This is a genomic window from bacterium, from assembly GCA_021371935.1.
Lineage (GTDB): Bacteria > Armatimonadota > UBA5829 > UBA5829 > UBA5829 > UBA5829.
This window is the reverse complement of the sequence record JAJFVF010000013.1, coordinates 69,474-94,394: the sequence shown is the minus strand read 5'-3', so window position 1 is coordinate 94,394 and position 24,921 is coordinate 69,474. Positions and strand designations below refer to the sequence as shown.

Below are 24,921 nucleotides of genomic sequence, written 5' to 3'. Positions count from 1 at the left end.
CATCGCGGATCATCGGAATGGATTATGATCAATCGAGTGAAGTGTTGAAAAAGCATTTTGTCCATTTTGCTTCGTTATTCCAACATATATAGCAGACCTGCTTTGCCTAGATGGCCATAGAAGCAGAGGTGGGCTATAGGTTCGGTAGAAACAGATACCCCACTTGGTTCCTTCTTTTGGCAGCTGGAAATCAGCTTTATATCGCAACGATCTTAAAGTTTTGAGGTCATTTTCCCATCTTGATATTTTGTCTGTTGTTGCATAGAGATCAGATATTACCTTAATTTTAGGTATCCACAGAGCATACGTTTCTTCAAATTTCTCTGGCTGTTTCTGCTGCTGCCAGAGCTTGTTAGCAAAACCACGTATGCTCTTTGATTCTGCCAGTAACTCCTCGCTTGCAACACAACCGATGACAACAAGTTGTTGAGATAGATATCTATCTGTTGTCTTAAAAGTGTGATCCGCTGCAACTGTTCTGGAAAGCTTTTCTAGGTTTTCATAACCGGCCAAGTTTTTAAGTTTTAGAGGTTTGCTGAGGTCTCCACAGCTCACATAGATTTTTGCAGCAGGCAAAGCATAAATACATAGATCAACAAGATAAAAACATCCATTTACAAGCGTAATCATGGCTATTGAAATCATCACCTTAAAATATAGCCTACGACTACGCTTTGGCTTTTTACCAACCATCGCTATGCCTTTCACTATAAATAAGAACCATATGAAACATATTACTGCCAATCCGCATGCTGCAACTATTGTTTGCCAGTTATCTTGTGGTCGCAATTGAAAATTGGTATTACTTACTATGCATCGATAAAGAGATGTATACAGACTCTGGCCGATAGAATTACAGATCCAGGTTGATAAAATTGAATAGGGCAGATAGTATGCAGAAGCATAACAGATGATTTTTGCAACCAACCATCTCTGCTCCCTATTCCAACCTCGAAACATTATTGTAATGAAAAACCAGAATACCATACTTCCCATTACAAGCTTCGGTAGTGATAACTTCAGGCTGTTGTGGATGTTGCCTTTTGGAAAAATATTATCTACAACAATCAGACTAATAAACGTGTTTAGACACCAGAACCAAACTGGCCCTATGATATCTTGATCCGATGATACATTCGCATTTCGCGTGAGCCATTTCAAAAATTCCGATGGATGAAACACAACCTGAAAGAACGTTGACGGAACAGTATACAGTGCTTCGATCCAATCTCGTATATTTTTTTCTCGAATCTTAGGATTTTCCATTCGCAGCAATATCCAATGGTATTTCGTTCGTTGCTTCGGTCAGCAGTCAACTTTGCACTTCCTGATGATTTCAACTATCCCGCTGCAGAAGCCGCCGAACGCACCAGCCTTATAAACTCACCCGCATTCTATCCCCAACCTGCCAGGCTGTCAACATCAGCTTTTGTTAGGCTGCAAATAAGCGGCATTACCACAGCATATCAAAAAGTGGCGAGATCCGACTGGAACTTTTTGCTTGCCTGTCTCGACTAACAATTGCAAAACATCCTATGGAGGCAACTATGCGCGTACACCTTGTTGTTGTTGTGACAATACTGTTGTTAACATATCCAGCCTTGGCAAACGCACAAGCAGCAGTCGACTTTGACGACTTGGTTACAGACACAAACTATTATGTCGGAGACACATTTGTATCAAATGGTATTGAGATCAGTCTGGACGCTCTTTCGTCCACTTACCTGAGTGGCCATTGCACCATAATATCAGATGGATATGCTTGTGGATCAGGCAATGAAGCCTGGACAGGCAACGTGATGCTTCACTTCGGTTTTGGTAGTATTTCAGGACTATCGTTGTTGTTCGGAAACTATGGTGGCTACACAAAAGTTGAAGTTAATGGAGACACACAGAAAATTTACAATATGCTGGATTTGGACGGCGTACAGATTGGTGGGGTTAATGCTTCCGTCACCCAGAGTGCACTTACCGGCAATGTCCACGGTTGCTTAACGCTGAGCGGTCCGATTTCCTCTTTTGGTATTGGCGGACAAGAATTCGCAATTGACAATGTGACTGAGGTGCCGGAACCATCCACTGCGTTGTCATTAGTGACCATATGCAGTGCACTTCTGGGGATAAGCAAGATGCGAAGGCGTCATGTGCTCTAGACAGCCAACATTGTAGACTACGACTGACAAGACATTTGGTGTTTTGGTGTTTCGGGAACAAGTTCCCGAAACACCGCCGGACGCATTATCCCTAAAAACTCACCCGCATTCTATCCCCAACCTGCCCAGCTGTCAATATTTACCGCATTAACTGCATAACTCGTTCAGCGTCTCAGCGGTTCAAAACACCTAATTCATTTGTGTCGCCCAGAATTATAAAAACTTTGCGCGTAAATTCTTAAGAATAATGTCTACATTTAAGAAAATGGTGGTATACTTCTATATCAGGCTCAACATCAATAGTCTCATCTAGCCCGTATTATGCATAAAGCGCATAATACGGGTTTCCGAGAGCATTATTCACGTTTCTCGTGAATAATGCGGGCTAATAGTGGTTTGCTATTTCCGCGGAGGGGGGAGATCAAGATGACGGTAGTCGATTCAGCCATGACAAGAGAAGTCATGAGGGACATCTCAAAGCGGTCTGCGTTGGATTTAGGCAGTCTGGACGTGCATGTTATGCGCGGAGTCATCTATCTTCGAGGCAGACTTGAAAAGATCAGGAGCAGCGATGACATCGACCTCCATGAAGAGCTTCACATGATCGTGAAAGTGTTGAGGCTCAAACCTGGGATAAGGGACGTTATTTGCGAGGTCGACATCAAAGGTCCGAGGATGAACCTGCGGCAATGAATATTATTTAGCCCGGTCCACAGTGTGAACCGGGCTTTTTTATGGTCCCAGCCTGGATCGGCTAGATATCGAGTTTGGGAATATCAACGGGCATGCCGCCGTTTCGCATAGACTGTGCCCCACAGCATCCTGTCGCAACGCTCATGCGCCCATCGATTGGTGACGCAATAGGCGCCTTGCCATCGATCACATAGTCGAGGAAACCCTCTGTGATGACAGGGTCCGCACCACCATGGCTGCCTTCGGACTTCTTGATCTTGTATGTGCAATCTGATAGTTCACGATAATCGTTTGTGCGGCGTGTCTTGACCCAGACCTTGTTGGCTCTCTCAGATAATTCCACGCTGCCTTCGGTCCCGATGAACACGTAGTTGCGCTCGTCATCCGGCGTGAAGTGGCATTCCAGATATGCAGCTTTTGCGCCCGATTCGAGCTGCATCAACAGGAAGTTATTGTCCTCGACATCAACATCCTTGCGCTTGGCGCACTGTATGAGTTTCTCCCAATGCGGAGTCTCTGCAAGACAAGTGTCTTTTTCGTCACATGTGCGGCAGTTGAGGTCATTAGGCTTATCGCCGCCGAAGAAGTCCATATCACCAAACGCAGCAACCCGTTTTGTATATGACCCGCATATCCAGTGGACAATGTCGATATCGTGCGAGCCTTTCTGAAGCATCAGAGATGTGCAGTTTTTCTTTGTGGCATGCCAGTCATGGAAATACCAATGGCTGCCGCTCCATACGAAGTGGCGAACCCATGCGGCCTTGATCTCACCTATCATGCCCCTGTCAACAACGTCTTTCGCGGTGCGATAGATATTCATGCATCGCATATTGAACCCGACCATCAGTTTCTTGCCGGTCTCTTTTTCTGTGCGGATGATATGATCGCAGCCCTCAACGGTGATGGCCATCGGCTTTTCGAGATAGACATGCTTACCCGCCTGAAGCGCGGCGACAGCATGCTCTTCGTGCATAAAGTCGGGTGAAGCTATCATCACCGCATCTATATCTTTACGATCCAGCATCTGACGATAGTCAAGAGTCGTGAAGACCGAATCGCCAAAACGTGATTTAAAGTCGGCGAGGTTTTCTTCTTTTACATCAGCCCCGGCTACAACCTCGGCACGGCTGCTGTCTTTCCAGTTGTCGGCAAGAGATCCTCGCCCGCACACACCAATAACGCCTATTCTCAGCTTGTCCATATCGTCCTCTCAATAACCGGCATGAGGCTAAATCATGCCGCTAATTCTTCGGGCGAAGAGGTTAAATCCATAACCAACATACACCTTGACTACTTTAACACGCTGAGCTTGGAAAGGCAACAGGGAATGACAAAAACTTGTGCGGGTCGGTGGCTTTGGTATCCGATATCTAGCGCATAGCGTAGGGTTTACAGCCCTATCTCTTCATCCGTCAGATAGCATGCAGGGTCGGGAGCCCAAATATCGTTATACACCGCCTCGGAGCGGACTCTGAAGTTGCCGTTGCAGATTTCCAGCCATTTGCATTCGGCGCATCTGCCTGTGAGCAGTTTTTTACGATCCTTGAGACCGGCCATAAGCGGATCGGATGTATCGAGCCAGATATCGCCGAACGCTCGCTCGTGGACGTTGCCGAATGAATAGTGCCGCCAGAACTGGTCGGCATGGACATTGCCTTCGTTATCCACGCATGCAATGCTGATCCCCGAACTGTTGCCGCCGTTGACGCGCAATAGCTTCAACACGTCCTCAGCCCGACCTAAACCCTCATGAAGCATACGCATATATAGATACGGACCGTCGCAGTGATTGTCGACCGTCAGGATATCGATATCCAGTCCACGGCGCGCAAAGTCGGCTGTGCGATCTATAATTTTATCGACTGCCGACCGTGACTGCTCATGCGTGAGGTCCTGATCCTTGATCGAGCCGCCTCGACCCGTATAGACCAGGTGATAAAAGCATGCTCTCGGGATATTGTGCTGCTCGATAAAGTCGAATATGGTGTCGAGCTGGTCATAGTTATGCCGGGTGAGCGTGAGCCTGAGACCACATTTCTGCCCGACCGCTACACAGTTATCAAAACCTCGCACAGCCGCCTCGAAAGCGCCTTGTTTGCCGCGAAATTGATCGTTATCCTTGCCTATTCCGTCCAGGCTGATCCCCACATAGCCGAACCCTGTCTGCTTGATATGCTCGGCCATTTTCTCAGTTATGAGAGTGCCATTGGTGGATATTACAGTGCGCATGCCGAGTTCATTGGCGAGTGCGGCATGCTCGAAAATATCATCCCTTATCAGAGGCTCGCCGCCAGAAAAGAGCAATACGGGCGCGCCAAAGTCGGCAAGCGACCGTATCATTGCCTGAGATTCATCGAATGTAAGCTCATTGGGGTAAGCCATATTGTCGGAATCCGAATAGCAGTGGATGCACTTGAGGTTGCACCTGCGAGTGCAGTTCCACACCACTATCGGCTTGCGCTGCATCGCGCCCTGGCTCGCGCGGCCATATCGCAGTGCGTCGCCTGGAGTAGATTTGCCACAATATAGTTTGGTTATATCGATCATTATCGCTCCAAAAAAGTGTGCGGCAGTCAACCGTTAACCAATATCACATCCATCTCGCAGCGTGAGCAGTCGAAGCGAAGTTCCAACTTGTGACCCTCAGAATCGACCAGGAACAGCGGCTCATTTGCCTGCTTTGATGATCCGCACAGGCCGATCTGGCGCTTTATGCAATATCGAGTGGTCATCACTTTGCGACCGCGCATATCCAGACCGGACTCAGCCGCCGGTTCGACCGATGAGACTCCATGGCGCTCATAAAACCGCCTTGCGCAGATGTTGAGCACATTGCCCCGGTAAGATAGATATGTCTCAGGATACGGCACATCATTCCTGATGATCGCACCATAATCAATCGGCCTGTTCACCGCTCGCACTCCTATCAGTTCATCCAATACGCCGCGGCGCAGGCTGTTCAAAACCGATATCGGAATAAAGTATATATCGCTGAGTTCAAACGTCACGTTTGTGCATGTAAATATTGTCCCGCCGAGCTTGCTGAGCTGTTTATTTATATTGTCGATGGTCTGCTCGGGCTTTTGCGCAATAACTTTCTCGCATTCTATCGAATATTCAGCCGTGTTGCCGTCCTCGTCCTCAGCAGTCAAACACAGCCCGGTATCCGTGTCATGCAGGCTCATCGAGACATCGATTAGCCTCTCTGCTTTGGACTTCTGCAGCCGCGTAAGATACTCATGATCGTGATTGCGAAAGATAAAAGTGCCTTTTTCTATGCCGTCGAGCTTATCGGGAATGATCGTCCTGCCCCGTACGTTGTTTATCACACTTCCACGCAGATCGCCGCTGCTGTCAAAAAAGCAAATGCCGTCGCCGTTGTGCATGGAAATATTCGCATCCACAGTCACTCCGCGCGCACTGACCGATGTCACCTTGCCCACAGCTTCGCCTACCATCTTGGGGGTATCTATCGAACCCATATCATAATCGCGGCCATGCAGAAAATACGTAGTGTAGCCACGGTTGAATGTCTTGTTCACGTCGGGTTTGATATCGATCCGGCTGGCGCCTGATGACGGCCTCTTGACACCGAGGTCGTCCAGCTTCTGCCTGTAGAACGACACCACATTGGCCACATACGGCCTCTCCTTGAGCCTGCCTTCTATCTTGAATGAGGTCACACCCGCCTCGATAAGGCTCGACAAATGCTCAGAGAGGTTCAGGTCTTTGAGCGAAAGCAGGTGTCTGCCGGGTATCAGGGTTTTGCCCTTATTGTCGACCAGATCATAAGGCTTGCGGCACGGCTGCGCGCATTCGCCTCTGTTCCCACTGCGCCCTCCCAGGGCGTAACTCATATAGCACTGACCACTATAGCAGACACACAGCGCTCCATGCACGAAAAACTCAAGCTCGATATTTTTTGTAGCCGTTCGTATTGCCTTGATCTGATCCAGGCTGAGTTCACGTGCAAGGATCACCCTGTTTATGCCCACTTGCTCCAGAAATGACACTTTTTCGGGGGTGTTGTTGTGCATCTGGGTGCTTGCGATAATCGGAATGGGAGGCAGGTCGCATTCGAGCAGGGCGGTGTCCTGAATGATGATGCCGTCTGCGCCTATATCATATAGCTGCCGGATCATTCTCAGAGCTTCATCTATCTCGTCATCGCGCAGAAGCGTGTTGACAGTAACGTATACCTTTGCCCAGTATTTGTGCGCATGCTCAGCCAGGCTCGCAATATCATCCAAGTTGTTTCCGGCGGCAGACCTTGCGCCGAACCTTGGCGCGCCTATATATATCGCGTCCGCGCCGCAGTCTATAGCAGCAATGCCGCATTCAATATCTTTTGCTGGAGCCAGAAGTTCAATTGGTTTCATAACAGTCGTCGGTCGACATTAATTCTATCACACGCCTTAATATAAATACGTAAGTCGGGGGCAAAAATACCCCCGACCTGCGCAACAACAATAATCCAATAATCAATATAAAATATCAAATACTAAATAAGGTGCACCTCTTGCTTAGATCTATGTCATTCCCGCGAAAGCGGGAATCTAGACACCTATCTTTCGTCAGGTACATGGTTCCTGGATTCCCAGTCAAGCTGGGAATGACACATAAACTACATCTTAGTTATGGGATACACCCTGCAAAATACTAATTATGCTTTCTGGTGCATAGACCGGCGGCTATTGCGGCTTTTGCCGCATCCACGCCAATAAACGGCACTGCGCCGACCAGCCATGCGCTCAGACCCGCAAATGGATGTCCCGGCCACACGGCAAGCCAGCATACTCCGCATGTATGTATCACGCCTACCCCGATAAGCCCAGCCGCAAATGCAAACTTGAGTGACGCATTTTCACGAGTCTCCATAAGCCTACCGACCATATATGCCGCCCCCACGAACCCGACGAGGTAGCCTACCGTAGGGCCGGTAAGGACCGTCGGACCTGAAACAGAACCGCAAAAAACAGGCGCACCCATCAGCCCTATGGCAATATACTCGATCTGCGAAAGCGCTCCGAGACGGCCTCCAAGCACCATGCCGCACAATATCACCGCGAACACCTGTCCGGTAAACGGCACAGGACTTATAGGCAGATAAAATATGATCTTAGCGCAGAGAGCAGTAAGCCCGGCGCCTATAAGGGATGCAATAAGCGCCTGATAACCAGTCAGTTTCCTACTTCTTATTTGAGTCAGAACTTGCATAATAGACTACCTCTCATTTCTACAATCGACCAGTCATTGTAACATCAAATGAAAAAAAACTAAAGGTTGTAAAGCGTCACATGGAACGAAAGGCGCTCCATTCTGTTGTTCCAGCGCAACCATGATGCCAGACAGTCACTCCGCCAGCCATACAGCGCTTCCCAGTTATAGAAGTCATCTTCATCAATATCATAACTCAGCACCAGCCCGATAGTATGCTTGCTGAAATTGACTTGGAATGCACCTTGATACTCGTGAAAGATATCCACATCATCGAACTGAAACGGCGTTGTGCCGCTCTCGCTGCGGGCTATATATCTGATTGAGGCAAACGATGAGTTCGGGAATAAGTGGCTGGCGTCTATCGCGAATGCGGATTGTTGATAGTGGTCGTTATTGCTGTAGTTCGACCATGTATGCGAAATTACCGGCTGAAGAGTGGTGGACGGACCGAGCGGGATAATATTCAAGCCTGCTGTGGCGACAAGCTGATTGCGGTCGATGAAACCTGCTGGTCCGGGTGTCTCCTTATAGTGCCCCCATGTCGCGATAACCTCAGGGTAGATATCCAGTCTGGGATCGAGTTTTGTCTTGGTAAAATTGATCTGCCTGCCTATATAGTCCAACCCGAACTCGGGCTGTCTATAGACAACCAGATTGTCATTCTCGATGTCATACGTCCTTTGTTTGATCGTAAATGTCCCGAACCCCCTCAACCGTGCTATGCCGGGCGGCTCAAGCATCTCGGGCGGACACGGCTCCCCGACAGGCTGCTTAGGCAGGTCCAGGACATCTGACCGCAGCGAATCATAGGTCAAAAAGCGTCCCGGAAAACGGTCCAGGTTGCCATTGATACCATATTGCCCGGTCAACTGACCCTGCACACCGTTATTCGTGGTCAGACATATATCGGCTGTCGTATGGAATTGATCGTTGTCTATGATCCGCAGTATTTGAGAGAGAGTAAATCCATCGTTCTTATTGAAGCCGGGAGTCGGAAAGACATTTGTAGATGCACTCGCCCCACCAGTCCTGAGCTTTATCGACGGCAGCGTCAATACTTTAAGTTTGCCCAGATAAAGAGAAGCATTGCGCGCACGGATTTTTTGGTTCGGAAGCAGGGTTACCTCACTTGCTCGAATGTGATAGTCCGGTCTTTTGGCACAGCATGTTGTGAACATAACGTCGCGCATGGTGCCTGTGCGTGCATTGTAATCATATTCAGCCGATGATGCCCATATTCGAGTCGATCCTCTTTGAAAGAGCACATCGCCGTCCGCCCATATCTTTGGTCCCAACAGTCCCCACTGCCTGCCTTCCACGCTTATCTTCTCAGGCTGGTCGCTGACGCACACAGGCTGAGGACGCACGACATCCGGTTCGCCGACAGAATCCTGTGCAAACACGGGGTCATACGCCGATAATAACAAACAGAGGATTAAACAAATACGCAGTTTCATTGCACGGTCAATCTAGCACAGCAGCTGCGTCATTGTCAATTATAGACGCCGGGAACAGCGCAATATGGCCTATCGTATTGTTTACGTGAATGGAATTATACACTATGTTGAACAGCCAACTGATGTATGAGTAAAGCTCACTTGTCATTCCCAGCTTGACTGGGAATCCAGAAACCTGCACACTAACGAAAACCGGGTGTCTGGATTCCCGCTTTCGCGGGAATGACAGGCTTGTTTGCCTTTAATGTAGTGTTTACATAAACGCAATTTTCCACTATATTGGATGACTATATGAGAATTAGAGCATTACTGATCACAACAATTCTTCTGTTGACTGCATCACTGGGCGCACAGGCTAAGGAAACAATCGTATTCTGGTATGGCGCGTCTCAGGACGAGCGCGCCGCCTACGAGAAGATGATCGCAGACTTCGAGCGTCAAAACCCGGACATCAAAGTCAACGCAATGCTGGTCCCGCAAAAATATGTGGAGCAGAAGCTGATACTCTCAGTGGCGGGAGGAGTGCCGCCTGATGTGGTGAGATTTTATGCCCATCTTGGCGGCGAGCTTATGTCCCGAGGCGGTCTGGAGCCTCTTGATAACCTGGTCAGACGCGATAAGTTCGATGTGCATGATTTCTACAAAGTTGGACTCGAACAGAACACCTACGAGAGCAAGCTGTACGGCATTCCGTGGGTCTTGAGTCCGAACGCACTCTTTTACAACAAGAGGCTGTTCAAGATTGCTGGTCTAAACCCTAACAAACCTCCACAGACCTGGGCGCAGCTCGAAGAATACGCAATGAAGCTCACCAAGCGCGATGCCAAAGGCCGGATCGAACGCATAGGCTATGCCGATTTCTTGTATAACCCGAACAATTTTTCCATGTATCTCTGGCAGTCCAATGGCGAACTGCTCTCCAAGGACGGCAAGAAGGCATTATTCAATAGTTCCGAAGGTGTCTCGGCGCTGACATGGATGAAGTCATTTCTGGACCGTGAGGCAGGCGGAGTAAAGCCTCTTCAGACATTTTCCGCAAATTTCAAGGGAGCCACGCAGGACCCGTTCGGCCAGGAAATGGTCGCGATGCGCGTGGACAGCCCGTTCCGCATACCCGACCTCAAAAAATATTTTCCAAAGCTCGATTATGGTGTCGCAGGGGTCCCTTATAAGGACAAACCCGCAATTGAGGTGGTCGGCAACTCGCTCATAATCCCACGCGGCAGCAAACACCGCGAGGCAGCATGGCGGTTCATCAAATTCGCGTCCAGCCCGGAGCAGCTTGCAGCCATATGCAAAGTAGCGGGACGAATACCGGCGAGGATATCGGTTGCGCACAGGCCGGAGTTCTATTCAGACCCGATTACCCGTGGGTTCATAGACCAGATTCCATACGGTCGCACTGTTCCGATTGTGCCGGGCTGGCAAGAAGTGTCGGATACACTTGCCAGAAATATCGAACGAGCGCTGAAGGGCCAAGCGTCTCCCAAAGCCGCACTCGACGCGTCGGCAAAGTCGGCAAATACGATTTTGGCTAAGGCAAATGAAGATATGTCCAGATTTCCTATAGTGCCGTGGAAAATGCTTGGGATAATCGCATTTTGCGCACTGGCCATTACGGCCGTCGGGGTCGTAACCTATGTCCGAAAACACACTAACGGCAGCAGGTCCGCCCGCAAAGAGGCCGCGACGTTTTATATGTTTGCCTCGCCGTGGATAATAGGTTTTCTGACGCTCACACTCGGTGCCATGCTCGCGTCGTTGGTAATCAGTTTCAGCAAATGGGACGCGCTATCCCCTGCCCACTTCATAGGCGCGCGGAACTATTCTGATATGTTCACTGCCGACTCCAGGTTCTTCAAGGCTCTGACGGTCACGGGCTATTATGCAGTCTTCAGTATACCGCTCGCCATCGTTGGCGGATTGGCAGTATCGGTCCTGATGAATCAGAAGGTGTTCGGGATCCGTCTCTTCCGCACGATGTATTACCTGCCCGTAGTAATTTCGGGCGTGGCGACGTCGATGCTCTGGCTGTTCGTGTTCAACCCGACCACCGGCATTCTCAACAAACTGTTGACCCTCAACATAATTCCTGGAATATCCGGCGGGCACTTCGCGTGGCTGCCTATATGGGCGAACCCGCCGAGCTGGCTGCTTGACCCCGCGTGGTCGATGCCCGCATTCATCATAATGGGGTTCTGGGGTGTCGGCGGAGCGATGATAGTATATCTGGCTGCGCTTCAGGGAATCCCCGAGGAATTATACGAGGCCGCCAAGCTCGACGGTGCGGGCGCATGGAAAATATTCAGGCATGTCACTCTGCCGCTGATGACCCCCGCGATATTCTATCAGCTCGTGGTGGGAACGATGTATTCACTGCAGATGTTCACCCAGGCATATATCATGACCGGCGGCGGACCCGAAGACTCGACACTCTTCTACGCCCTCTACCTCTGGAAAAACTCCTTCGAGTGGATGAAGATGGGCTACGGCTCGGCAATGGCGTGGATACTTTTCCTGATCGTGCTCTTGATTACACTGTTCCATCTCAAAGGCTCGCAGCGATGGGTCTATTACGAGGGGTCTAGTCAGAAATGAAGTATATTCGCACAGCATTTACATATCTGTTGATACTTGCCGGAGCGGCATTGTTTCTGATCCCGCTATTGTGGATGGTGACGGTCTCGCTGAGCACGCCCGAACAGGTCGCTCAACCAGGAATTCACCTGCTGCCGACCCAGCTTAAGTGGGATAACTACAAGGCAGCCCTCACGCTCATGCCGTTTGGCAGGTATGCGCTGAACACAGTTATAGTGACGTTCTTCGCGGTAATGGGCGGTATGCTCTCCAGCGCTATGGTGGCGTTCGCATTTGCGCGTCTCAAGGCTCCGGGCAAGGACACTCTTTTCATACTGATGCTGAGCACGATGATGCTGCCGGCGATGGTCACGATGATACCAATCTTTATAATCTTCAAGAGCTTCGGCTGGTATGACACACTGCTGCCGCTGATCGTGCCCGCGTTCTTCGGCAATGCGTTTTATATCTTCCTGATGCGTCAGTTCTTCCTCACTATCCCCGTGGAACTGGAAGAAGCCGCAAAGATAGACGGCTGCGGCACATTCCGCATCTTCTGGCAGATAATCATGCCCCTGTCGAAACCCGTATTGGTGAGCGTGGCGGTGTTTTCATTTGTTGCGCACTGGAACGACTTCCTTACTCCCCTGCTCTATCTGAACTCAGTAGATAAGCGCACACTCGCACTCGGCCTTGCCACATTCTCGGACGTGTGGGGAGTGGATATAGTCTCGCTGATGGCTGCGTCAACTGCAGTCCTACTGCCTGTGCTCATTATATTCTTCCTGGCGCAGAGATACTTTGTGCAGGGTGTTGTGATGACGGGGTTGAAGGGATAATTCCTAATAAACAGGATTAAAATCCCAAATACAGAGGTCCGGGATTTAAGTCCCGGACCATCAACAACTCAGAACACCGTGTATAAGCGTCATTCCCGCATGCAAGTGTTACACATTTTTGAGCAATTACGTTCAGCATAATGCTACCAACTGAAGTTCATTGAACCACTGAGCAAAATCGTGTTGCTAAAATCTCCCATGAGAAGAGCAGCATCAAACTTGCCGAATTCAGTGCCGACACCAAAACCGGCGGTAAACCCTTTTGAGTAGCTGGAACCAAGTCCATAGTATCCTGCACGAACGGCAAAATCTGTTAATACGGAATTTTTCGTAAATTCCGGCAGATGCAGTTCGCAACCCACTCTAAAGGCTCTATCAACTTCGTCAGTGACGTCATAAATTTCAGCTGATATAAGCGAGTTTTTGTCCGGCCTAAATGCAAAGCCGGGTCTGATATTTCTACAGTATTCTGTCGCAGTTATACCGTCGACTTTTACCTTCGGCTTGTTTACATCTTGAATCAACAGACCAAAACTGATCTGGTTATCCAGTTTGTAAAGATAACCAATATCTAACCCAACACTTGTATCTACAGACATACCTGGCGCTGAGTCCTCCACCTGTCGAATATTTATTCCCAGCATACCTGCTTTGCCTAAATCAGCTGCTGCAGACACCCAATACCAGTCCTGTTTATCTATCACATAACCAAGTTGCATGTTATTTTTGATGTAGGATACACCAAAGGCAAGCGGCTGTTCCGTCTTTGCATCTGTTATGCTCATCGCCACTGAAGCATAATCTTGATAGTTGATTTCATCTCTATTGGTAGTTGTATGCATTCCAGTGAAATAAGGCATGTTTGGTTTAAGTTGGGCTAAACCAGCAGGATTCCAATATGTAGCGTTAGCATCATCAGCAACACCGACAAATGCGCCTCCCATAGAAAGTGGTCTAGCTCCAACACATGCATTCACAGCAGTCACATCAATTAATAGCAAATTGATGATCACAAACACCCTAAACCACCTCATTATTTCCCCCTTGTATCATAATTTAATTTGTGGCACGTGAACTGAAGTGCCAAGCATTACAGCACAAAGATATCAACAGATGAGTTACTTGTCAAGATTGAGCGATTTACATCGTACATCCGTATCATATTGCCCACCCGCAAGACATAGATGGATTGCGTCACTGCCAGTGAACAAAATTGATGTCTTCGGGGATTAAAATCTTTAATATAGAAGTCCAGGATTCAAATCCCGAACCATCAGCAATTTATTGGCTTGGCAAGCTGCGGGAATTAACGCCGTGCAAAACTGAAAACGCCGAGTATAAGCGTCACCCCCGCAGCATACAAAAAGATATATTTGTAGCACCAGGTCATTTCTTTTTTGCCGGACGCGTATAATGATCACCAAGGCTTCGCGTCCCAAGAGAATCAATTGGTGTGATAGCTCCAGAAGGAAAATCCAAATAGCACACATTCCATATTTGGTGCAAAGTTGTGAATCCTCGACTGGTATTCAACTGGAAAAAGCGTGTATTCTGCCCAAATGTGGACACACTAATTGACACAGCAACTGCATCAGTAACACCATGTTGGCTAAAATAGTCCACCCACAACCTGTAGCGTCCATCAGGCAACGAGTCTGCTGTGATATGTTCTGGACCAAAACCATCTATATCATCAAAGTCAAGTGAGCCACCCCATAATGGATTCTTATTGTAGTAGTAGCAGTCATCAGTAGAGAATGGCTCAGCGTAATCTGGTGTTAAGTGAAGGTCTAGATCATTGTAATCAGTATTCCATGACAATTCAGTCGCCAACAATTGGGAAGGTATATCTGCAATCACATTGACGGTAGCAGTCGAACCACCGGCGGAAGGCATAAATGCAGCCACTCGAATCACATTACTACCTGGATTGAGAGCAACAGTTTGAGAAAAGCTACCATCGTCGTCTACAGGCAGTGCACTGGTGTTGACACTTGTACTGATGGTGGCACGGCAGGATGTATTCCATGGCCATATAGTTCCGGTTACAGTGCAAGAGACAGAGTGTATAGTAGTCCCCGAAGAAGGGCTGGAAATGGTGATATCTGGTACAGTCCACTCGTTATTTCCACCCAGCGTAATGTCTCGGTTACTATCAGGGCCATACCAAAAATCCGCGTTGTTGTCATGGAGCGACGACGCCGGGCATGCATCAACAGCCTGCCGTAGTGTCTTTCCAGCAACCATGTAAGCAATGATTCGCCATGCAGTGTAAACTGCCGTGCCCTGTGCATCACTCCATCCAGTATATGCATCGATTCCATGTTGAAATAGCGCATTCCTGTATGATTCGAAAGCAGAACCAGAACACTCTAAATTCATAAAGAGTCCATGATTAAATGATTTTGTCGCATATGCACTCGACCAGAAATCACTATTGACGGCAAAGAAATCACCGCGATTGTCTATATTATGCAGCCGAGCTATTCGGCCCTTCAAAAAGTCGAAAGTAAAGATGTAAGAGGTCTTCCACCGTCCTGCCATAGTATAATATGGGTTTTGTGGGTCACCAGTAAGGCAACCGTGCCCACTGAGCAGAATCAGGCTATTGCCTTGAAGGTCTTTCAGAATATCAGGAGTACATGTTTCCTCAGTGTACAGTGTCACAGTAAACCCTGATGCCTCTAATAAATTCTTCATCGATTCAAAATAAGGTAGTCGGACGGCACGTTCAGTCTCATACGTAAACGAATTTATTATCACAGCATTCCGATTGCCTATCGATTGGCGTATTCTTTGGTTACTACTTATTATCTCCCGAGTCCTGGTCTGCACATCTGGAATATCTGTGGGAGGCTGATCTTCGGGATCATCATGCACCCACATTTCTGTACCGCCCGCAGAATAGCGAACAATCAAACCATCGTTCGAGACTGTCGCACTTTCGACACCTTGCTGCTGTCGAGCAACAGCTACCGCATCATTTAGCGGTGAATCGGATCCATTCTCTTCATTTGTAGTTATAGCATTTGTTATAGCCGTGCTGGCAGCTTCTATTTGATTCGCCTGATCTTGTGTCAGCGTAATTGGCTGGCTTCCACCACCTCCCCCACCTCCACATCCAGCAAATAACACCGCGCAGACAGCGGCGATTAGTGTTAATACTACAATCAAATATTGCTTATTCTTGCAATATTGCACAAACATACTCTCTCTCCCTTTTCTTGTAGTAAAATATATCTTATCAAGTGCTACATATCACTAATAGCCTCAACCGCATTTTATCCCCAACCAGCCTACCTGTCAATATTCAAAGACTCGTTTCGGACATTCGTGTCATATAGCGCTCTTTAACAAGGCAATTCCTGATCAGTTCACAACTATTGAACGGCTTTTAGCTAAAATACCATGACCTGTTAACCACATTTTTTCGAGTTGTTGCCTTGTAATCATGGGAGAATATTGTTAACTGATGATTAATTCTTTCGCGTTTTCGCAATTTCGCGTTATTGTGAGAGGAATGAATTTGTGATATAAAAAAAACCGCTACCCCGTATTATGCGGGAAACGCATAATACGGGCTCCGAGAGCATTATTCACACTTCTTGTGAATAATGCGTAAAAACGAACTGCCCACGCTTAAAATTTCTAATTTCACGCTCAGTTCGTTTTGACGATTTTGCGAATTTTGCTCATGGTCTTGGCTGCGCCGACTGTGTAGCTACTTAGTCTCCTGCAGCCCATTCTCACCGATCCAGTAGTCCACAAACTGCCGCGCGCTGCGGCCTGATCGCGCGTGCTGCCAGGAGAGCGCGTTCTTTCGCAGGTCATCGGTCATCTTGATGTCCGCGCGCTGTGCCAGGGTTTCGACAATCTTCAAAAACTCGTCCTGGTCGGGCGCGAGGAACGGCAGCTTGATCCCGAACCTGTCCGAGAGCGAGAGCTTTTCCTGCATAGTGTCGCCGGGATGCACCTCATCATCATTCTTTTGGCGGTCAGAGAAGCGCTCTTTTACTATATTGCGCCTGTTCGAGGTGGCATACAGCGCCACGTTCACCGGCCTGGCCTCAAGCCCGCCCTCCAGCACTGCCTTGAGTGCCTTATACTGAGTCTCGTTCTCCTCGAATGAGAGGTCGTCGATGAAGAGGATGAACTTCTCGGGGCGCTTGCGCAGGATCGAGAGGATGTCCGGCAGGTCGATGAGGTCGTCTTTGGCAACTTCAACCAGCCGTAGCTTGCGATGTGCATACTCGTTGAGCATGGCCTTCACCGTGGAAGACTTGCCTGTGCCCCTGTCGCCATAGAGAAGCATATTGTTTGACGGCAGACCCGCCAGCAGCTTTTGAGTGTTCCGAGAGACGGCCTCGCGCTGCCATTCATATTCCACCAGGTCGTCCAGGCGGATCGGGTCCGGCGATTCTATGCCCTTGAGCTTGCCACCACCCGATGATCTCAGCCACCTGAAAGCGTAATATTTGCCGAAAAGCCCTGTTCCGCTCGATGCATAATATCCGGCGATCCGTTCGAGATATGTCGACCAGTCGCAGCATCCGCTCAGTGACTTCTTGAGGTCGAGCAGCCGCTCATCCACCCGTGAGGCGGCTATCGGTTTGAATGTGTCAAGAGAGGGATAGTCCGCCAGGATAGAGTCGACATCGGCATCATACAGCTCCTTGAGGGCTTTGAGTTCAGAGCCGACCTGGCTCACCAGGGACTCCCCCATCCCATCGAGCCCTACCATCTCGGCCTTGCGCGCGAATATATTGTCATCGGCAAGGATAACGTTCATGAGGTGGTTCTGCCATGCGTTTCCTATTACAGGCTGACTCGCCATCTCAGCGCTCTCAGCCAGAATCGCGAACAGGTCGGCCCTGCCCCGCTCATCATCCGCTCCATTGCCGTCGAGCAGGCTCAGAATCAAACTGACCGCCTCATCATCCAGGACCGAGCCGAATATCGATATACATCCCGCAATACTCATCACCAAAACCTCCGAACTACACCGATATTCTAGTCCGCTCAGTTTGTATGGTCAAGGCTCTATCCTGTCCAACCCAGCAGCTTTGTGTAGAACGCAGAGTCCTGGGATATGCCGTATTGTGTGAGATGGCTGCGGATCATGGCTTCGGCTTTGTCGCGGCCAAGGTGGTCGGCGGCGGTGAACATATCCGGCACCCAGCGCTCGACCAGGTCCCATATATAGCCGTATGTGCCCATGGTCCTGCCGGTGATGCCTGTCTTGGTGATGATGAACTGTCTGTCGAAATCATGCAGGATGCGGTCGGCAGCAGCCTTTGCGCCCGGGGTGAGTTGGCGCTTCAGGTCCTTTATAGGAATGGGACCGCTCGCCTCAATAATGCTGTAGATCAGCCTATGCTCCGGCGTGAGCACGCCGTTGAACACGAGTTCGTCGAACACTGCACCGTTTGTGGCCATAAATGCAGGCAACATGGCGTATGAGATGAAGCATGGCTTGCCGCCGAAGACACGGGTGTAATAGACTCGCTTTTCGATGTGCAGATCGTCTTTCCAGAACCATGGGTGGGGCACATCCGGCTCCACATCACCAATCACTGCGCTTTGATACGGGAAATTCGGGTATCCGGGCAGTTCCATGCTCATGCAGCAGCCGACTGAGTCTACAAAGCGGACCATGTCTTCAGGTGTGCAGACTCTGCCTGCCCATTGCTTATGCCAGGGGCTTGGTTGATGCGGGGTTGTTTTGTTTGTATGTGCCATAACTGATTTCCTTTGAGATATCATAACACATAGGCTAAGCTGCTGGAATTAACGCCGTGCAAAACTGAAAACGCTGATTATGGGTGTCGTCCCCGTATTAGCATACAAAGGATATACTACGCTTTTTTACGTATATACGTATTATAGTGATGTCTATTGCATCTACTTGATAAGTGATTATAGAGAATATTATAGCCTGCATATTTGATAAAGGGTGGATTAAATGAATAATAGACCCATGCAACGTTTTTCGGCAGATAACCTTCCGAGATTTAAACAGGGAGTGATCTTACTTACTCCATCGGAAATGGCATACAATCCGTGTAATGACTTGATTTTTCCCAGCGTGATCAATGCACAGGATTACTGCTCTGATCCGCTCGGCAAATATTATATGTATTACGCACCTCATAATGAACCTGGGGGAATATGCCTGGCTTATGCGTCATCCCTACGCGGTCCTTGGATCGAATATGCGGATAACCCCATTATCTCGAACCAGTGGTTACCGCATTATGATGTTGAGCATGTGTCAAGTCCTTACGCAGTTTATATATCGGAGGAGTCACTGCTCTTTCTTTATTACCATGGCGACAACGAGCTTACGCATTACGCCATCAGCAAAGATGGTATAAGTTTCACATATGGCGGGGTGGCCATCGATTATACTATGCTTCCCGGATCCGATGTTACGGCATACGCCCGAGTGTTTCGTCTTACATCCCCTGATGGTCCTTTTCGCTATGTTATGCTGTTTATGAGCTTGGCTTATGAGCCGGAATCCTGGGATACCTTTACATGGTATGGGTTATACCGCGCATGGTCGAACGATGCGCGAAGCTGGCATGTCGATGACAACCCTATCATCTCGCATCGAGATCTTCAGGAACCCGATGAGTATTTTGTCTGTTCGCCATGTCTTTTTTCCTGGCATGGGAAGCAGTATGTGGTGTTTCACAAAGATTGGAAAGATAACAGGGTTCCAGGCGGAGTGCTTAGTGATTTATTTGCTGTCGAAGTTGACGCAGGTTTGCAGCCAATAGGACCACAACGGCTATTTTGCAGCCGGCAGCTCTTCGGTGATGACTGCATGCGTGTCAGCGATCCCTGTCCATTCTATGAAGACGACACGCTCTATCTTTTCGCTGCCATCGGCGGCCGTTTGGGTCAGAGTATCGGACTGACTATGGCCCCTATGTCATAAGTTCAATACATACTTGCTAAGCTGCAAGCGTAATGCTCTGAATATTTGGTGTTTCGGAAACTTGTTCCCGAAAAATTGCGGGCATCATACTTTTTCGGAATGTCCTAGCAAAAGGTAGTGAATTATCCCTTGACAATGCCTGTTTACCATGATAGAATACAACCAGCCTAGCAAATGGTAGAAGGTTTGTGTTTTGAATATCGTATCTGTATATGAGAAATTCCCTACAGAATCGGACTGCATTAACTATCTTGAACAAGTTAGATGGAGCGGCACTCCTGTGTGCCCGTATTGCAAATCCGATCGCACAACTCCTTTGCCGGAAGAACATCGCCATCACTGTAACAACTGCAATACGTCATTCAGTGTCACTGTAGGCACGATCTTCCACCATACTCACCTGCCACTGCAAAAGTGGTTTCTTGCCCTGACTCTAATCCTCAATGCCAAGAAGGGGATAGCTGCTCGTCAATTAGCTCGTGACTTGGATGTCCATCGAAACACAGCTTGGTATTTAAGTATGAGAATACGTAACGCTATGGCGGAAGCAGATCAACGCTCATTACTAACCGGAATAGTTGAGATGGATGAGACCTATATCGGCGGTAAGCCTCGCAAGGGTGACGGAAAACCTCACAAGCGTGGTCGTGGCACTGACAAGATTCCAGTAGTTGGAATGATAGAGCGAAACGGCGAAGTTAGATGTGCGGTCATGAGGTCAAAACAACTAATATCTCGATCGCTGTGTGCATTGGTTAGAGAACACGTCAACCGCAATGAATCTACACTAATAACCGACGAGTATCGTGGCTACATGCGCATGAGTTGGATTTTGCCACACGAGACCGTTAATCACAAGGTATGGTACGTTGACGGAGACCTTCATACAAATAATATTGAAAGTTTTTGGTCTCTCCTTAAGCGTGGTATTGTTGGGCAATTTCACAAAGTAAGTGTTCGGCACTTGCCACAATATGTCGACGAATTTTGCTACAGGCATAATCATCGGGAAAATAATGATCTGTTTGCATTAACGATCGCTAGAGGTTTGGGGGTAGCATTATGACAACAACCAATAAGTCGACGACTGTAGACTCCATGAAGCAAAAACAAGACCTACCATATGCTACACACGATGGGGAACTGCATATTTCTGCTTCAACAATCCCCTGTGCAGTTCTAAATGACGGTCGACGAGTTTTGACGCAACAAGGTTTTTTGCAGGCTGTTGGCAGGGCTGCAAAAGCAAAAGCAGGACAAGGAGCTGCTGGGGAAAGCAAAATGCCAGCGTTTTTGGCGGCAAACAATCTGAGAAAGTTTATATCAGACGAACTGCAGAAAGCATGTGCACCTATCATATTCAAGCCACTTCACGGAGGTTATAGAGGAATAGCCTTTGGATATCCAGCCGAACTATTGCCGATGGTTTGTAATGTATTCATAGATGCCGAAGATGGCGATGTGCTTTTGGCTTCACAAAAGCACATCGCCAAGAAATGCAAATTGCTTATTCGCGGGCTTGCGACAGTAGGCATAATCGCACTTGTGGACGAAGCTACCGGATACCAGGAAGTGCGAGATCGATTAGCACTGCAAAAAATACTCGCAAAATATATAACCGACTATCGTTTGCCTTGGACTAAACGTTTTCCAGACGAATTCTATCAGCAATTGTTTAGGTTGAATAATTGGCGATATTCTGGAATGTCGGTAAAGCGTCCTATTAGAGTTGCACAACTGACCAATGATCTTGTTTATGAACGATTAGCTCCTGGCGTGCTAGATGAATTAAAACGTCTTACTCCAAAAGATGATAAAGGACGCCGAAAGCACAAATATTTTCAACACTTGACCGAAGACCATGGTTGTCCTGCATTAGAAAGGCATCTATTAGAGGTGATAGCACTGATGAGGGCGGCGCCCACATGGAGTGTTTTTCATCGGCTTATACAGCGATCGTTACCAAAGCCTAGCTTGCATCCGGTCCTTCCGGGAACTGAAGAACCTATTGATGTAGACGAAATATAAAAACAGTAGCTTAAGGGCTGATTATGCAATCAGCCCTTAATATAGTAAGCTACCTTAAACTAGGACATTCCGTACTTTTTTATGCTTATGGAACGGCACCAATCACAACACCTGCGCAATTTATCGGCTTGGCAAAGCTGCAGGAACTAACGCTGTGCAAACTGAAAACGCCGAGTATATGCGTCATTCCCGCAGCATACAAAACTTAGTCAACATTTCTGAGGAGACTGGTGCGCACTCGTACGATATAGTCCAGCAGTGGCTTTCGATGGTCTTCATAATCACTGTTCATCTGAGCAGCGAGACATTCAAAGCTGATGGCACTTCTTTCGATGCTGCTTAGAATTTCCAAGGCTGTGTACCCGCTCAATGGTGGGTTAAGTAATTCTATGAAGTGGTTTCCCATGCTCCCATCACGGTGATGATTCGTACCAGTTGCCTGATCTCTGATCATCATGGATAAAACCAGACAATCTCTTATCATATCCAGAGCCAGATGCAAAGCTATCAGTAATTCATTACGTGCTGCCTTGGTGACGGCAAGCATGCCCTTAAACCAGAAATCGTTAGCAATTCGCTCGAATTGTTCAGACGTGCATTTTTGTTGAACATGTTCCGGATATTTTATTCTCAGGACTTGGTCCAAAAGTGGCGACCGGGAAAAGAGGCAACGATTTTCAAACTGAAGCGGATTTTGTGTCCAGTGATTAATAGATTTAAGAGATGATTCGGGGATGATGACGAAATCGATACGCTGGGCATCAGTGTATTGGACGCGAATCGCACTGAAATACTCTCCACTAGACAAGTGAAATGCGTAGAGGTCGCCGAACTGGGTAGTCCAGTCGGTCGTGGGATAGTAGTGGTCAACAGATTTGTCATCAACAACGACCACCAGATCAAGATCGCTCCACTCATCCGGCACAACGTCCGACTGCGCATGTGAGCCAATCAGGACTAACCCCTTTATAGACTCATCACCGGCCAGGATTTCCGAAATCCAAGTTTTGGTTATTTTCTGCATATGCACAACATCCTCCAGTATTCGCTATCTTTATCGATTGAGCCAACGATTCTGCTAAGAGAATGCGCAAATGCGTATAGTTCCCGAAGCACGCAAACACATATATGGAAATTGACTGGTGCCATAGCAACTAATACGAACAATCAAATAGGGGGTCTGTCTCTATTTTGCATGATTTACATAACTTGATACCGTATAAAAGACTACGATGGCCCCAAATTTCGACAAGCTAAAATGTGAACCCGGATTGTCGGGAAAGAGGTTCATTAATATGATTAGGGTTATTATCGCCGCAATAGCACCGACTAAATAGCCGACTAATTTAGAACGCGATTTTTTGACGACGCTTTTAGGAACAAAAACAACCCCTTCAGGTCGCACTTTTCTGCATTTTCGGCATCTTATCTTCGACTCGAAATTTACCGCGCCACACGTGCAGTGCCAGACTCTTGGCTGATCTTGAGACACAATCTACCTCCTTATGTTTCGAATCCTGTTGCCGCCCTTACGCTCCACTTATTGAGATCTTGCTGCATTAAGCAATATCATCCGAATGAACATTCCCAATTCAAACCGATCAGCAGCATAATAGCTGTTGCTATTGCTTGCTGAAGCCGTAGAAATCCAAGGTTCCGCCTCGCGATGAGATAATAGAAAGCCAATATGGTCGGCAATAATGCTACCCCACCGTAACTCTTCATGGTAATGCCCATAATCACACCACACACAAGCCCGGAAAAGATCGAATGGGTCCACGCGTTGGTGGTCCAATCCTGCCGCTCCTTGTCTGTCCGCATTGTTGTTACCTCCCGCCCCTGATTCTTCAGTGTTATATAAATAGACGCGTATTTCTTGGCCGATTTTTCATGCTTCGAGAACGGCGCCAAACGCAATACTACCTGACAAATAAACGAGATAGTTAGTTCCCGTAGCCTGCGCAATTTAAGGATTGTCGGGAATTCTAATCCCGGACCATCAGAATTAAAACCCGCCGCGGCATCTGAACTGCTATACTGCAGCCCACATACAACAACTGGCTCAGCCTTAATGTATCCTGTTTTTATCCGATAGTCAATATTGGTTTCGTTGTTTCGGGAAACCCTTTTCCCGAAACCGCATATGGCTAACTTTTTGACTACCTTGGTCCCAAACCATCCACAGCAAGCAGAGTAAGTATCTCCCTGGTCGCCTCCTCGACTGATTTATCGGTAGTATCGACATTTCTCCAGCCATGCTCTGCGCAGAGTCTGCGGGCATGCTGTAATTCCTGGCGGATAAACTCAATCGATGCATACGGCTCCTCAGGCAACTTCAATGAAGCTGCGCGCACCCGACGTAGTTCCTGCAATCGGCTCGGAGACATATACAGACAAAACACTCGCTCCACCGGCACCTTGAAAAGCTCATCCGGCAGAGGAATCTCAGGCACAATCGGCACATTCGCCACAAACCATCCGCGATATGCCAGATATAGCATAGTCGGCGTCTTCATCGTCCGCGATATCCCGACCAGCACGATATCCGCTCGATCAAGACCCTCGGGGCGCTGACCGTCATCGTGCCGGAAAGCATATTCCACAGCCTCGATCTCCCTGGTCCTGGCGTCGATCAGCTGCTTCAAAAGCCCAGGCTGCTGCATCGGATGGAGCTTGAGCAAATTTGCCAGACGGTCCAGCACCGGGCCCATCAGGTCCACGGCCTCAACATGCAAGAGCCTTGCTTGATCGAGTATGAGAGCGCGAAGATCACTGGAGACCAATGTGTGCACGATTGGAGCTTCATTATCCGCGGCTTCTTGAACCACCGACTTTACCTGGTCAGGTGTGTTGACCTGGCTGCGGCGGATAATCGTCGCATCGGCGTCCTTGAACTGCACCAGTGCCGACTGGACAATACGCTCGGCTGTCTCGCCGCTTGCGTCCGAAACCGCGAAAATTACTGAATGCCTGGTTTGATCGTGTGTCATATCTGCCTCCACAGCCGT

The 24,921-nt window shown here is 48.3% G+C and carries 21 protein-coding genes; 8 read left to right on the top strand and 13 right to left on the bottom strand.

From position 1 onward, the window contains the following. Nucleotides 1-9: 9 nt before the first annotated feature. Nucleotides 10-1,266, bottom strand: coding sequence for a hypothetical protein (locus tag LLG46_10505; protein ID MCE5323729.1), 1,257 nt, complete (start codon nt 1,264-1,266; stop codon nt 10-12). 15 nt (nt 1,267-1,281) lie between these two features. On the opposite strand from LLG46_10505, the gene LLG46_10500 reads away from it, so the two are divergent. The 3 genes from LLG46_10500 (at nt 1,282) to LLG46_10490 (ending at nt 2,846) form a co-directional block, all read left to right on the top strand. Next, nucleotides 1,282-1,518, top strand: a complete 237-nt coding sequence (locus LLG46_10500) for a hypothetical protein (GenBank protein ID MCE5323728.1) — start codon at nt 1,282-1,284, stop codon at nt 1,516-1,518. 29 nt (nt 1,519-1,547) lie between these two features. Then, nucleotides 1,548-2,153 carry a PEP-CTERM sorting domain-containing protein gene (locus tag LLG46_10495; GenBank protein MCE5323727.1) on the top strand — a complete coding sequence of 202 codons (606 nt, stop codon included), beginning with the start codon at nt 1,548-1,550 and terminating at the stop codon, nt 2,151-2,153. Between the two features lie 426 nt (nt 2,154-2,579). Further along, nucleotides 2,580-2,846, top strand: coding sequence for a hypothetical protein (locus LLG46_10490; GenBank protein MCE5323726.1), 267 nt, complete (start codon nt 2,580-2,582; stop codon nt 2,844-2,846). Between the two features lie 61 nt (nt 2,847-2,907). Here the strand turns inward: LLG46_10490 and LLG46_10485 are convergent, their stop codons facing one another. The 5 genes from LLG46_10485 to LLG46_10465 form a co-directional block, all read right to left on the bottom strand. Further along, nucleotides 2,908-4,050 (bottom strand): Gfo/Idh/MocA family oxidoreductase, encoded by a 1,143-nt coding sequence (locus LLG46_10485; GenBank protein ID MCE5323725.1) that lies wholly within the window; start codon nt 4,048-4,050, stop codon nt 2,908-2,910. A gap of 188 nt (nt 4,051-4,238) precedes the next feature. Next, the gene (locus LLG46_10480; GenBank protein MCE5323724.1) at nt 4,239-5,396 is read right to left on the bottom strand and encodes a radical SAM protein; all 1,158 of its coding nucleotides are present in this window, start codon (nt 5,394-5,396) and stop codon (nt 4,239-4,241) included. Nucleotides 5,397-5,422: 26 nt separating this feature from the next. Further along, the gene (locus LLG46_10475; GenBank protein ID MCE5323723.1) at nt 5,423-7,228 is read right to left on the bottom strand and encodes a U32 family peptidase; all 1,806 of its coding nucleotides are present in this window, start codon (nt 7,226-7,228) and stop codon (nt 5,423-5,425) included. Between the two features lie 280 nt (nt 7,229-7,508). Next, complete coding sequence (locus LLG46_10470) at nt 7,509-8,066, bottom strand: biotin transporter BioY (GenBank protein ID MCE5323722.1); 558 nt, start codon at nt 8,064-8,066, stop codon at nt 7,509-7,511. 59 nt (nt 8,067-8,125) lie between these two features. Next, nucleotides 8,126-9,472: a hypothetical protein gene (locus LLG46_10465; GenBank protein ID MCE5323721.1), complete on the bottom strand. Its 1,347-nt coding sequence runs from the start codon at nt 9,470-9,472 to the stop codon at nt 8,126-8,128. Between the two features lie 345 nt (nt 9,473-9,817). Here LLG46_10465 and LLG46_10460 point away from each other — a divergent pair, with 345 nt between their 5' ends. Further along, a complete protein-coding gene (locus tag LLG46_10460; protein ID MCE5323720.1) occupies nt 9,818-12,124 on the top strand; it encodes an extracellular solute-binding protein in 2,307 nt (768 codons plus the stop codon). Beyond that, nucleotides 12,121-12,942 carry a carbohydrate ABC transporter permease gene (locus LLG46_10455; GenBank protein MCE5323719.1) on the top strand — a complete coding sequence of 274 codons (822 nt, stop codon included), beginning with the start codon at nt 12,121-12,123 and terminating at the stop codon, nt 12,940-12,942. The genes LLG46_10460 and LLG46_10455 overlap by 4 nt, the downstream gene beginning before the upstream one ends. 143 nt (nt 12,943-13,085) lie before the next feature. Here LLG46_10455 and LLG46_10450 read toward each other — a convergent pair whose 3' ends face one another. The 4 genes from LLG46_10450 to LLG46_10435 all read right to left on the bottom strand — a co-directional run bounded on the left by LLG46_10450 (nt 13,086) and on the right by LLG46_10435 (nt 18,681). Continuing rightward, nucleotides 13,086-13,961, bottom strand: a complete 876-nt coding sequence (locus tag LLG46_10450; GenBank protein ID MCE5323718.1) for a hypothetical protein — start codon at nt 13,959-13,961, stop codon at nt 13,086-13,088. A gap of 367 nt (nt 13,962-14,328) precedes the next feature. Further along, entirely contained in the window at nt 14,329-16,149 is a 1,821-nt protein-coding gene (locus tag LLG46_10445) for a hypothetical protein (protein ID MCE5323717.1), read from the bottom strand. Between the two features lie 514 nt (nt 16,150-16,663). Beyond that, the gene (locus LLG46_10440) at nt 16,664-17,923 is read right to left on the bottom strand and encodes an ATP-binding protein (protein ID MCE5323716.1); all 1,260 of its coding nucleotides are present in this window, start codon (nt 17,921-17,923) and stop codon (nt 16,664-16,666) included. A gap of 59 nt (nt 17,924-17,982) precedes the next feature. Beyond that, nucleotides 17,983-18,681 (bottom strand): hypothetical protein, encoded by a 699-nt coding sequence (locus LLG46_10435; GenBank protein ID MCE5323715.1) that lies wholly within the window; start codon nt 18,679-18,681, stop codon nt 17,983-17,985. 223 nt (nt 18,682-18,904) lie between these two features. Here LLG46_10435 and LLG46_10430 point away from each other — a divergent pair, with 223 nt between their 5' ends. From LLG46_10430 to LLG46_10420, 3 genes are all read left to right on the top strand, one after another. Continuing rightward, entirely contained in the window at nt 18,905-19,885 is a 981-nt protein-coding gene (locus LLG46_10430; protein ID MCE5323714.1) for a hypothetical protein, read from the top strand. A 193-nt stretch (nt 19,886-20,078) separates the two neighbouring features. Continuing rightward, nucleotides 20,079-20,951 carry an IS1595 family transposase gene (locus LLG46_10425; GenBank protein ID MCE5323713.1) on the top strand — a complete coding sequence of 291 codons (873 nt, stop codon included), beginning with the start codon at nt 20,079-20,081 and terminating at the stop codon, nt 20,949-20,951. After that, nucleotides 20,948-21,913 carry a P63C domain-containing protein gene (locus LLG46_10420; GenBank protein MCE5323712.1) on the top strand — a complete coding sequence of 322 codons (966 nt, stop codon included), beginning with the start codon at nt 20,948-20,950 and terminating at the stop codon, nt 21,911-21,913. Before LLG46_10425 ends, LLG46_10420 begins: the two co-directional genes overlap by 4 nt. A gap of 205 nt (nt 21,914-22,118) precedes the next feature. Here LLG46_10420 and LLG46_10415 read toward each other — a convergent pair whose 3' ends face one another. The 3 genes from LLG46_10415 to LLG46_10405 all read right to left on the bottom strand — a co-directional run bounded on the left by LLG46_10415 (nt 22,119) and on the right by LLG46_10405 (nt 24,903). Then, nucleotides 22,119-22,937: an aminoglycoside 6-adenylyltransferase gene (locus LLG46_10415; protein ID MCE5323711.1), complete on the bottom strand. Its 819-nt coding sequence runs from the start codon at nt 22,935-22,937 to the stop codon at nt 22,119-22,121. Nucleotides 22,938-23,482: 545 nt separating this feature from the next. Then, nucleotides 23,483-23,734: a hypothetical protein gene (locus tag LLG46_10410; GenBank protein MCE5323710.1), complete on the bottom strand. Its 252-nt coding sequence runs from the start codon at nt 23,732-23,734 to the stop codon at nt 23,483-23,485. A 338-nt stretch (nt 23,735-24,072) separates the two neighbouring features. Then, the gene (locus tag LLG46_10405) at nt 24,073-24,903 is read right to left on the bottom strand and encodes a kinase/pyrophosphorylase (GenBank protein ID MCE5323709.1); all 831 of its coding nucleotides are present in this window, start codon (nt 24,901-24,903) and stop codon (nt 24,073-24,075) included. Nucleotides 24,904-24,921: the final 18 nt, after the last annotated feature.

Excerpts from the sequence above, each read along its gene's own strand:
- LLG46_10505 (MCE5323729.1), bottom strand. The coding sequence starts at position 1,266 with ATGGAAAATCCTAAGATTCGAGAAAAAAATATACGAGATTGGATCGAA.
- LLG46_10500 (MCE5323728.1), top strand. The coding sequence starts at position 1,282 with ATGGTATTTCGTTCGTTGCTTCGGTCAGCAGTCAACTTTGCACTTCCT.
- LLG46_10495 (MCE5323727.1), top strand. The coding sequence starts at position 1,548 with ATGCGCGTACACCTTGTTGTTGTTGTGACAATACTGTTGTTAACATAT.
- LLG46_10490 (MCE5323726.1), top strand. The coding sequence starts at position 2,580 with ATGACGGTAGTCGATTCAGCCATGACAAGAGAAGTCATGAGGGACATC.
- LLG46_10485 (MCE5323725.1), bottom strand. The coding sequence starts at position 4,050 with ATGGACAAGCTGAGAATAGGCGTTATTGGTGTGTGCGGGCGAGGATCT.
- LLG46_10480 (MCE5323724.1), bottom strand. The coding sequence starts at position 5,396 with ATGATCGATATAACCAAACTATATTGTGGCAAATCTACTCCAGGCGAC.
- LLG46_10475 (MCE5323723.1), bottom strand. The coding sequence starts at position 7,228 with ATGAAACCAATTGAACTTCTGGCTCCAGCAAAAGATATTGAATGCGGC.
- LLG46_10470 (MCE5323722.1), bottom strand. The coding sequence starts at position 8,066 with ATGCAAGTTCTGACTCAAATAAGAAGTAGGAAACTGACTGGTTATCAG.
- LLG46_10460 (MCE5323720.1), top strand. The coding sequence starts at position 9,818 with ATGAGAATTAGAGCATTACTGATCACAACAATTCTTCTGTTGACTGCA.
- LLG46_10455 (MCE5323719.1), top strand. The coding sequence starts at position 12,121 with ATGAAGTATATTCGCACAGCATTTACATATCTGTTGATACTTGCCGGA.
- LLG46_10445 (MCE5323717.1), bottom strand. The coding sequence starts at position 16,149 with ATGTTTGTGCAATATTGCAAGAATAAGCAATATTTGATTGTAGTATTA.
- LLG46_10440 (MCE5323716.1), bottom strand. The coding sequence starts at position 17,923 with ATGAGTATTGCGGGATGTATATCGATATTCGGCTCGGTCCTGGATGAT.
- LLG46_10435 (MCE5323715.1), bottom strand. The coding sequence starts at position 18,681 with ATGGCACATACAAACAAAACAACCCCGCATCAACCAAGCCCCTGGCAT.
- LLG46_10430 (MCE5323714.1), top strand. The coding sequence starts at position 18,905 with ATGAATAATAGACCCATGCAACGTTTTTCGGCAGATAACCTTCCGAGA.
- LLG46_10420 (MCE5323712.1), top strand. The coding sequence starts at position 20,948 with ATGACAACAACCAATAAGTCGACGACTGTAGACTCCATGAAGCAAAAA.
- LLG46_10415 (MCE5323711.1), bottom strand. The coding sequence starts at position 22,937 with ATGCAGAAAATAACCAAAACTTGGATTTCGGAAATCCTGGCCGGTGAT.
- LLG46_10410 (MCE5323710.1), bottom strand. The coding sequence starts at position 23,734 with ATGCGGACAGACAAGGAGCGGCAGGATTGGACCACCAACGCGTGGACC.
- LLG46_10405 (MCE5323709.1), bottom strand. The coding sequence starts at position 24,903 with ATGACACACGATCAAACCAGGCATTCAGTAATTTTCGCGGTTTCGGAC.